Here is a 10,191-nt window from a genome sequence, read left to right as displayed (position 1 = left end):
AAATGCGTATTATATTATAGAATACAAAAATAGCTCTAAAGCCAAGAATGGAGGGGAATTGAAACCAATCCCCCCCAACTATTGACAAAGAGCCATTCATTAGTATAAAACAAAATAATACAAACCAATTTAGGAATTAAAATCAATTAATTTACCTAACTTGGTTTGTATTTTTATTTTCTTTTATAGATTATAAAGCGAACACCATTATCAATATTTATAGCTCTTACATTATAATGATATAGTTTACATATTTTAGATGTTATTGCTAATCCTAAACCAAAAGATCCTTTTTTACCTTTTACATATGGTTGAAACATTGTATTTATTATATCTTTTTCAATAGGTTCACCATCGTTTTCAATGATTAATTCATCTTCTCTTAGGGAGACCTTTATTGTTGTTTTTGCATACCTTAACATATTGGTTATAATATTCTCAATTGCACTTTTCCACTGTTCTTCCTCACCAACAAAATCAACTTCTGACAAATTTAAATCCCAAATAACTTTAGAATTGATATAGCGATTAACTAGGTTTTCTATTAACTCTTTCATATTTATTTTTTCTCTTACATTCATTTGTTGTGAGAGGTAATTAAGTCTATTAATATATAAGATGCTTTGTACCTTTTCCAACATCCGCTCAGCTTCATCATTTATTACTTTTGCTGTGTCTTCAACTGTTCCGTATGGATGAATATCATCAATAATAGAGAGGGCATAATTTTTTATAATACTAATTGGTGTCTTTAAGTCATGTGAAATATTTTGAAACATTTCTTGTTGGGCCATTTCTTGTTTCATTAATCGATCTTTCATTATCTCAATAGACTTTGCCAGTTCTCCAATTTCATCTTTTCTATTGATTGCTAAAGTTGTATCCCATTCTTTTTGAGAAATTTGTCTAACTTGCTTTTCCATTATCTTAATAGGTTTAACAATATGCCTAACCCACATAACAAATAAGATTGTACCTACGCTAAGTATAATGGCCGTTACAAACATTATCTGATTAAACATATTTTGTGTAACTTGATTGGCATATAATTCTGACATATAGGACACTAGATAACTCTGAGTACCATTTACTTCAACTCTTTTAATGACATAATATAAAGTATTATTGCTACTTTCAAATACATACTTACCTTTTAAAGGTCTAAAAGCCTGTATTCTTCTTATTACTTCATTTAGAAATCTAAGATTTACCTGTGTATTTATTATTCTAGGTAATAATATATCACCTCTATGATTAATTATAAAGTGATTTACTGTTCTTAAGTTGTTGCTATCACTCCGGTATATTATTGATACATTATCAATATTGAAATTGGCTTGCTCTTCCTCTATGGTTGAATAGATCTCATTTACAAAAAACTTTTTAATTTGTGTGGGTAGTACAGTAACAAGTGTAATAACTACAATAGCTACAACACTTAAGTATAATATTGTTATTTGAGTTGATAATTTAAATCTTTTCATATCATTCTATAACCGTATCCATATAAGGTTTCTACTCTTAAATTAGGCATTTTTTTTCGTAATCTTCTCATTAAGTCATCCACTACTCTATCAGAGCCAAAATAATCGTCACCCCATATTAGTGTAAGCAACTCTTCTCTAGAGAAGGCTTTTTGTTTGTTTCTTAGAAGCAAGTCTAATAAGTCATACTCTTTTGTTGATAAGTTAATGACCTCTTGATTTTGAGAAACAATTCTTTTTCCAGGATTAATTGTATAGCCCTCATAATTAACATATTCTAACTGTTTGACTTCTTTTTTATAGGTTCTTTCTAATAGCTTATTGACTCTAAGAACCAACTCTCTAGGCACAAAAGGTTTTGTAATATAATCTTCACTACCTAATTCAAGACCTAAAATTTTATCTAAATCTTGATCCCTTGCAGACATAAATATAACAGGTAAATTTGGTGCCTTTTCTTTAATTTTCTTAATGAGACTGAATCCATCAAAATCTGGAAGCATAATATCTAGGACCCATAAATGAACTTCATCATGGATATGCTCTAATGCTTCCTCTCCTGTAAAATAAGAATTTACAGTATGTCCCTCTTTACTTAAATAAGAAGAAACCAGCTGATTTAAATGTTTTTCATCTTCCACTATATTGATTTTATACAAAAACAATCACCTACTTTTATAATGGTATAACACATATGTAAATAGTATCAGTACTAAGTTGTTTTTTCAACTTACTTTTATATTTAGCTCCTAAAACTGTGGCTTTAATGAATTTCACTTAACACTAAAAATACGACTAAGAGTTAGCCGTATTTTTATATCGTATATATACTAAACTAAAAAAGGGGATATGATTTATGAATACAATCCTACTATACCATTTAATTATGGCATAAATACCATATAAGTATGTAAAATTATGTGTTTTTAAATAAATTAAAAGGATATTCCTTTGTTGGCATTGATTCAAATGTTAATGGTTTATTTGTTTTAGGATGATTAAAGGACAATTCTTTGGCCCATAAGGCAACTTGAGTCCATTCCTTGTTGTCTTTAAATTCATTGTTATACTTTGTATCCCCCCATAGCGGCCAACCTGCATGAGCTGTTTGAACACGTATTTGATGGTGTCTACCTGTAATCAAATTAAACTCTAATAAAGAAAGTATACCTTTATCATCTTGGCAACTTTCAATAACTTTATATTCTAATATGGCTTCCTTAGAGTTGTTTTGTTTGTTGGGTACAACTTTTGAGTAATTTTTCACACTTATTTTTACGAGATGATTTTTTAATTCTCCCATTTTATCTTTAGGTATTCCACAAACGACTCCTATATATTTTTTTGTCATTTGCTTTTTTTGAATTTGTTCAGATAATTTACCACTGGCAAATTTTGTTTTTCCATACACCATTACCCCACCTACAGGTCTATCAAGTCTGTGAATTAATGCAATATATGGCTCTTTAACCTGGGGATGTTCTTTCTTAATATGTTCTTTAATCATTGTTAGTAAATCTAAATCATTGGTTTTATCTTGTTGAGAAGGTACTTTAGGTGGCTTCTCAACTACTATTATATGATTATCTTCAAATAAAATGTTTAATTCCATTTCGTTCTCCTTATGTTTAATTCATTATTTAGTTACATTATAACATGCTTAGTATTATTTGTAAGATTTGCAACATATATTATAAAAAGTAAATCAAGCATAGGTGGAATATTATGTTTTTTTCAATTTATGGTGGTATATTACCGTTAAGAGTCCTTGAAGAAATAAGCTTTTGGAAACTTCAAGAAAAAGAGCATACAACGGTTATCTTACAAACCCTTGAAGTACTAGAACCCATATATATTCAAGAATTAGAAAGGTGGCATATAGACTTAGCAGAAACTGAAGAAACCGCTAATGACTATTTAAGAGCTTATGCATCGCCTACTAACGGAAGAATATTTACTCTTGAAGAGTTAGACCCTTTTATTCAACATTGTTTTGATCAAAGCAATCAATTTATAATCTTTCTTGCCGAAATGATTAATAATAGCATTGTTGCAGACATCCAGAGATTTGCACCAATAATTGTAGACCATGTTATTCGTGAGTCTAGATATTTCGTTGATATTACTCAAAAACTAATTGAAGGAGAAGTCATCACCTTTGACCCCTTAGATACATAAAAAGCTTTAAAACATCTTCAGTCAAGCCCATTATGGGCTTTTTTTACTTTGTAGGAAAGTTCTATTCCTATAAAGTAAAAAGTTGATTCAATGGGCTGCATTTTTCTAGCAAAGTTAGAAAAAGCTTGATGCGCAAGAACAAATGCGACTTCAGATAAGGAAGTTAGCAAATGTTTTTTTTGAGTGACGAAGTCACTTTGCTTTAGTATTAGAACTTTTTATGAATAACACTAGAGAAATATACATTATTTTGATATAATAGCACATAGTAAAATAAAGATATAAAAAGGATGGTTTTAAACGTGATTACAGTTACTAATGTTAGTTTACAGTTTGCTGGCCAAAAGCTTTTTGATGATGTTAATCTAAAATTCACACCTGGGAATTGTTATGGTGTCATTGGAGCCAATGGTGCAGGAAAAAGTACTTTTTTAAAAATATTAGCAGGGGATATTGAACCTAATACAGGAGAAATAAGTATGGCTGCTAATTCAAGGATGTCTGTTCTTAAACAGGATCATTATCAATTTGATGACAAACAAGTTTTAGATACAGTAATTCTTGGCAACCCAAGGTTATATGAAATAATAAGTGAAAAAGACGCTTTATATGCAAAAGAAGATTTTTCAGATGAAGATGGTGTTAGAGCTTCTGAACTTGAAGGGGAATTTGCTGAATTAAATGGTTGGGAAGCAGATTCTGATGCAGCTACAATCCTTAATGGACTTGGTATTAGCTCAGATTTACATTATAAAAACATGTCAGAGTTATTAGCCGTTGAAAAAATCAAAGTTCTTCTTGCTCAGGCCCTTTTTGGAAAACCTGAAGTGCTTATTCTAGATGAGCCTACAAACCATTTAGACCTAAAATCTATTAATTGGCTAGAAGAATTCCTAATTAACTTTGAAGGTACTGTTATTGTAGTATCACATGATAGACATTTTCTTAATAAAGTTTGTACTCATATAACAGACATTGATTTTAAAAAAATTAAGTTATATGTTGGCAATTATGATTTCTGGTATGAGTCAAGCCAATTGGCTTTACAAATGATGAAAGATCAAAACAAGAAAAAAGAAGATAAAATTAAAGAATTACAAGCATTTATCGCACGTTTTAGTGCCAATGCTTCAAAATCAAGACAAGCTACCTCTAGAAAAAAATCTCTAGATAAAATTGAGCTAGATGATATTCAACCATCTACAAGAAGATATCCTTTTATCGGTTTTAAACCTGAAAGAGAAGTTGGTAATGATATTCTTATGGTAGAAAACCTAAGTAAAACAATTGATGGAGAAAAAATTCTAGACAATGTGAATTTTACTGTAGGCAAAGGTGACAAGATTGCTTTTATAGGCAATAACGAATTGGCTATTACTACTTTATTTAAAATTATAGTTGGCGAACTAGAGCCAGATGAAGGGTCTTATAAATGGGGTATAACCATCACAAATGCATACTTCCCAAAAGACAATTCAGCATATTTTAACAATGTTAATCTAAACTTAATTGATTGGTTACGCCAATATTCAGATGAACAATCTGAAAGCTATTTAAGAGGTTTTCTTGGAAGAATGTTATTCTCTGGCGAAGAACCACTTAAAAAAGTTAGTGTCCTTTCAGGGGGAGAAAAAGTTAGATGTATGCTATCAAAAATGATGTTAACCAATGCCAATGTTATAATCCTTGATCAACCTACAAACCACTTAGATTTAGAATCTATTACTGCTCTTAATAATGGTTTAGTGGATTATAAAAGTAATATTTTGTTTGCGTCTCATGACCATCAGTTGAATCAAACAGTAGCAAATAGAATTATAGAAATTAAACCAGACGGCAGTATCATTGATAAGAAAACAACATATGATGAGTACATCGAAGATAATAATTAATATAAGTATTTAAAGAATATAATAGCCATAGGGTAGAAAACTACTCTATGGCTTATTATGATTTATACAATCTTTGGATTACCTGGACTTGCAACCACATTCACATAACTTTCTTTAGCCTCTTCTTTTACTTCAGCAACCAAAACTCTTTCTACAACCTTTTTCTTGGTTGTTATTACCCAGTAAATACCACTAACGAATACTGCACCACCAATTATATTCCCAATGGTTACTGGAATTAAATTATTCACAAAAAAGGACTGCCACGTTAGTGTAGATAGCCCTTCTTGGGAAACTTTGCTATACTCTACAAACATAGGGTTGCTTTTTGCTAGTATCCCTGCTGGTATATAGTACATATTTGCAATGCTATGTTCAAACCCTGAAATAACAAATGCAAATATAGGGAAAAACCCTGCTAATATTTTCCCTGTAACATCTTTAGCTGCATACATCATCCAGATCGCTACACATACAACTATATTACACATTATACCCAAAATAACTGCTCTCCCAAAAGGTATGCCTGTTTTATACACAGCAGTTTTAATATGATACCCACCTAGAGCGCCCCCTGATAATTCAAATAACCCACTATTATATTCCATTGCTGCAAATAAAAGGGCACCTATCATATTTCCTATATAGACAATGGTTAAGTTTCTAACCATTTTTTTAAAAGATACTTTTTTCTCTAACACTGCCATTGATATCAAACAATTTCCTGTAAATAAATCCGCCCCAGCTATAACAATCATAAATAAACCTACTGGGAAAACTAAACCTGATATTACTTTAGCCATGCCCACACTACTTATATCGTGTACGGCAGTATTACTTGCAATTGCTCCTAGAGAAACAAAAGCACCTGCTAGAATTGCTAGCAAAAATTGTTGCCTCGTTGTCCTGTTAACCTTTTTAATTCCTGTTTTAATTGTGTAAGCTGCAATTTCTTCCGTTGTTAAGGACTGAGATTCCATTTTTTATTCGCTTCCTTTTCTATAATTTTATTTTTGAATCTAATTCGGATTATACCACCAATCTATTCCCCCTACAATCTAGCAACCAAACATTCTCCAGTTTGTTTTATACTTTTCTTTCTCACCTACTAATATCTTGTAATAATGAACTACCAAAGGTAAATCTGAAAAATATTTCTAGTTATTTTTCATAATTTTTAAATGACTTATTAATAAATTTGTTATATAATGTTTTTATGAGGGATTTTTATTTTTCAGTGTAACATTATATAAAGAAATTTTCGGTAAAATGTAATTATTATAACTGACTTTATTTTACTAATCTTTCTTATAAAGGGGATAATTTAATGAACGATAATTATATTTACTTGGTTTTTTCAAAAACAGGCACTTGGTTGTCAAGAGGTATTTCGTTTTTTTCTAAAACTAAGTTTGTCCATACTTCACTAAGTTTTGATAACTCATTTAAAGTAATGTACTCTTTTGGTAGAATACATCCTGATAAACCTTTTACAGGTGGTTTTGCAATTGAAAACTTATACGATGGCGTTTATCAAAAATCAACCTATTGTGAATGTATGATTTATAAAATAAGGGTAACAAGAGAACAGTATCTTGATTTACAAAGAGAAGTTTCTTATTTTTGTGAAAACAAAAAGAATTTTAAATATAATTTTTTAGGGTTGTTTGGCGTATTATTAAATAGACCAGTTATTCGAAAGAATTACTATTTTTGCACTCAATTTGTTTCAGAAGTACTTATTAACTCTAATATTTATAAATCCGAAAAAATTCCAGCTCTTATTAAAACCACGGATTTAATGGACATAAGTAATATGGAATTGGTTTACAATGGACCTATTCATACTTTTAACTTACCTTATGAATACTCTGATTTGATAAATACTATTGAACAAGTTATTTAAAAAAGCTTAGAAGCAATGCTTCTAAGCTTTTTCTTAAAATGTGAGTTTCTAGAACACTAAACTCTAAATGTTTTAATAATATTATTCAGCTTTTCTGCTAAATATAAAAGATCTTTTGATTTATCTAATACAATCCCCATTGAATTCTCTTGTTGCTCTATTGATGCACAAGTTTCTTCTATAGCCGCTGAATTTTCCTGTGATATACTAGCAATATGCTCTATTGAATTTTCTATTTCTACACTATTGTCTTTTATAATAGAAAAACTATTTACTACTTCTTTTATCTCATCTACCATTAAAAGTATTACTGAATGGATGGCTTCAAAGCTTTCTTCTGTAATTTTTATTTGATTGCTTCCATCTTCTATAACTGTATAACCTTCTTCTAAGGCGTTTGTCATTTCCTTAGAATCTGATTGAACCTCATCCACAATGCGGGTAATTTCTAATACAGATTTACCTGATTGTTCCGCTAATTTTCTTATTTCATCTGCTACAACAGCAAAGCCCCTTCCAGCTTCACCTGCTCTTGCTGCTTCTATTGCCGCATTTAAAGCAAGTAAATTGGTTTCCTCTGCAATTGAGTTAATAACTTCTACTAATTTATAAATATTTTTAGATTTATCATCTAGATTTTTAATTTTATGACCTAACTCTTTAACCATCTTACTGATCCTATCCATTTTTTGAATAGAGTCTAGCATATTAGCTTCTCCTGCTTTTGCAATTGACATGGCTTCATTTGTTGATTCATTTAACTTTTTGCCTTTGTCATTAGAATCATTAATTAAATGATTCAACCTTTCAACTGAATACAATACTTTTGTTCCAGCATTAGCTTGCTCCTCTGCCCCAACGGACATTTCTTCCATAGTAGCAGATATTTGCTCATTAACTTCTTTTACTTCCTTAGCTAAATTGGTAAGTTCTACACTACTATTGTTCATATTCGAGGATGATGCCATAACATCTTTGATAATGCCTTTTATATTATTCACCATCTCCATTGTTGCCCTTGATAATTTTCCTATTTCATCAGTACCATTATAATTAATATCTTCACTTGTCAAATTCCCTTTTGCTATTTCTTCATTTAATACTATTAACTTATTAAAATATGATTTTATTTTTAAACTAACAAGTAGAAGAATAAAAATACTTAAAATTGCACCTACTATAATGGATATGATCAATGTTACTCTCGTGTCTCTAATGGCTGTATCAACATCCCTAATTGAAACCTCTCTCAGGCTTTCCATCAAGTCTTGTATTTCTAATAATCTATTGCCTATTATATACTGTATATTGACAACTATGGATCTACGAGACCTAGCGCTATCCATATTACCTATTCTAACCTGTGTTAAAATCCGATTCTTAAATACATCATCCATCTGACTATTGGTTTCATAGATTTGATTTAACAAATCTAATATTTCTTCGTCTTCTATACCTATAATCAGATTATTATATGTATATTGAAATAATGTTATTAGGCCATCATATTCAACTACCAATTCTTCATCTTTGTAATCGATATAATCCGCTATCTTTATGTTTTTATCTTTTGTAATTTTATCCAACGCATTTAATGCCAATGTATGGTCATTAATAATATTTAATTCTTTAACTTCCCTATTTATTCTCATTAAATAAGAATTAACTAGTACAGAAGATAACATAAATAATACAATAATTACTGTTACTGTTATCCCATATTTTAAACCAATACTTAAATTTTTGAATTTGAATTTTGATATTAACATTTTTCCTCCTTATACAAAAAAACAAGATTACTAAGAAAGATAAGATACAATGTTCCACTTTCAGCTCTTAATAAACTTGCTTCAACACCAAACCAAATGGCATTATATCATAGAGTTCAAACAACAGTCAATTTTTTTCGACAAAAACTCTTTTAAGTAAGTCAAATTACTTAATTGGATTATGGGATATACGCACTGACTTTATAGTATTTTAGACACTACCCACAAACAACACGAATATTATGCAAATGATAATCGTAATAATTGTATTCAAAACAATAACATTATTAGCCAACTCTCCATTCTCCTTTGTACTATACTCTCCAATAAATATTGGCATAGATGGGGTGGTGGCAAGAGTATAAATGTAAGTTCAGTCATCAATAAATAGAATATATTTGTAGATCATATTTTAATACATAAAAAAAGCACATAAATGTGCTTTTTAATAGCTTTGTACTTATAACATATTTTAAACTTATAATGCGTCGACTGCAACTTTAATGACAACTTTTCTCACATTAGCTGGTCCATCAAATGCACAAAGTGGTCTATGAACATCATCTGGGAAAAAGATTCCGAAGTCTCCTGGTAATAATTTTAAATCTACTTCATTAGGCACTTCATTTGTGTATTTGATAAGGTCTTTTGCTTCTAAACTGTCCTCGGCCACTACTAATTCATCACTCATTTTTGCAAAGCCTATTACTTCAATACCTGACTCAACATATTGGATATCAATATATTTTATGTGTGCTTCTGGTGCTCTTTTTTCTTTGCTTTCCGTAACTTTATCCATTACGTTAGCAAATATTTTATCACCATCGATTACATGTTTGCCTTCTTCTAATTTTGAACAGTCTTTTTCTTGTAAAAAAGCTACCGCTTTTCTAATTGTTTCTGAATAAGCGCTTTTTTCATTGTCCCAAGTTTTTAAATTACTAAAAATCATCGTCTTTTCT

9 protein-coding genes are annotated in these 10,191 nt (G+C 30.0%); 3 read left to right on the top strand and 6 right to left on the bottom strand.

What is annotated here, in order from left to right; translation table 11 throughout:
* Positions 1-173: 173 nt before the first annotated feature.
* From EDC18_RS12395 to EDC18_RS12385, 3 genes are all read right to left on the bottom strand, one after another.
* Positions 174-1,484 carry a sensor histidine kinase gene (locus EDC18_RS12395; protein WP_132253614.1) on the bottom strand — a complete coding sequence of 437 codons (1,311 nt, stop codon included), beginning with the start codon at positions 1,482-1,484 and terminating at the stop codon, positions 174-176.
* Positions 1,481-2,143 carry a response regulator transcription factor gene (locus EDC18_RS12390; protein ID WP_132253612.1) on the bottom strand — a complete coding sequence of 221 codons (663 nt, stop codon included), beginning with the start codon at positions 2,141-2,143 and terminating at the stop codon, positions 1,481-1,483. Before EDC18_RS12390 ends, EDC18_RS12395 begins: the two co-directional genes overlap by 4 nt.
* A 257-nt stretch (positions 2,144-2,400) precedes the next feature.
* Positions 2,401-3,096 (bottom strand): RluA family pseudouridine synthase, encoded by a 696-nt coding sequence (locus EDC18_RS12385; RefSeq protein WP_132253610.1) that lies wholly within the window; start codon positions 3,094-3,096, stop codon positions 2,401-2,403.
* Positions 3,097-3,209: 113 nt separating this feature from the next.
* Between EDC18_RS12385 and EDC18_RS12380 the strand changes: the two genes are divergently transcribed.
* Both EDC18_RS12380 and EDC18_RS12375 read left to right on the top strand, forming a co-directional pair.
* Positions 3,210-3,662 (top strand): DUF2935 domain-containing protein, encoded by a 453-nt coding sequence (locus tag EDC18_RS12380; protein ID WP_132253609.1) that lies wholly within the window; start codon positions 3,210-3,212, stop codon positions 3,660-3,662.
* A 302-nt stretch (positions 3,663-3,964) separates the two neighbouring features.
* Positions 3,965-5,554: an ABC-F family ATP-binding cassette domain-containing protein gene (locus EDC18_RS12375; RefSeq protein ID WP_132253607.1), complete on the top strand. Its 1,590-nt coding sequence runs from the start codon at positions 3,965-3,967 to the stop codon at positions 5,552-5,554.
* A 62-nt stretch (positions 5,555-5,616) separates the two neighbouring features.
* On the opposite strand, the gene EDC18_RS12370 is transcribed toward EDC18_RS12375, so the two are convergent.
* Positions 5,617-6,534 carry a formate/nitrite transporter family protein gene (locus EDC18_RS12370; RefSeq protein ID WP_132253605.1) on the bottom strand — a complete coding sequence of 306 codons (918 nt, stop codon included), beginning with the start codon at positions 6,532-6,534 and terminating at the stop codon, positions 5,617-5,619.
* Positions 6,535-6,881: 347 nt separating this feature from the next.
* Between EDC18_RS12370 and EDC18_RS12365 the strand changes: the two genes are divergently transcribed.
* Positions 6,882-7,460, top strand: a complete 579-nt coding sequence (locus tag EDC18_RS12365) for a hypothetical protein (RefSeq protein ID WP_132253603.1) — start codon at positions 6,882-6,884, stop codon at positions 7,458-7,460.
* A 56-nt stretch (positions 7,461-7,516) separates the two neighbouring features.
* Here the strand turns inward: EDC18_RS12365 and EDC18_RS12360 are convergent, their stop codons facing one another.
* Together EDC18_RS12360 and EDC18_RS12355 are read right to left on the bottom strand one after the other, a co-directional pair.
* Positions 7,517-9,229: a methyl-accepting chemotaxis protein gene (locus EDC18_RS12360; RefSeq protein ID WP_132253601.1), complete on the bottom strand. Its 1,713-nt coding sequence runs from the start codon at positions 9,227-9,229 to the stop codon at positions 7,517-7,519.
* Positions 9,230-9,707: 478 nt separating this feature from the next.
* Positions 9,708-10,181: a NanQ anomerase/TabA/YiaL family protein gene (locus EDC18_RS12355; RefSeq protein ID WP_132253599.1), complete on the bottom strand. Its 474-nt coding sequence runs from the start codon at positions 10,179-10,181 to the stop codon at positions 9,708-9,710.
* Positions 10,182-10,191 lie beyond the last annotated feature (10 nt).

The organism is Natranaerovirga pectinivora (genome assembly GCF_004342165.1).
GTDB classification, from domain to species: Bacteria; Bacillota; Clostridia; order Lachnospirales; family DSM-24629; genus Natranaerovirga; species Natranaerovirga pectinivora.
This window is presented reverse-complemented; position numbering and strand designations above follow the sequence as displayed.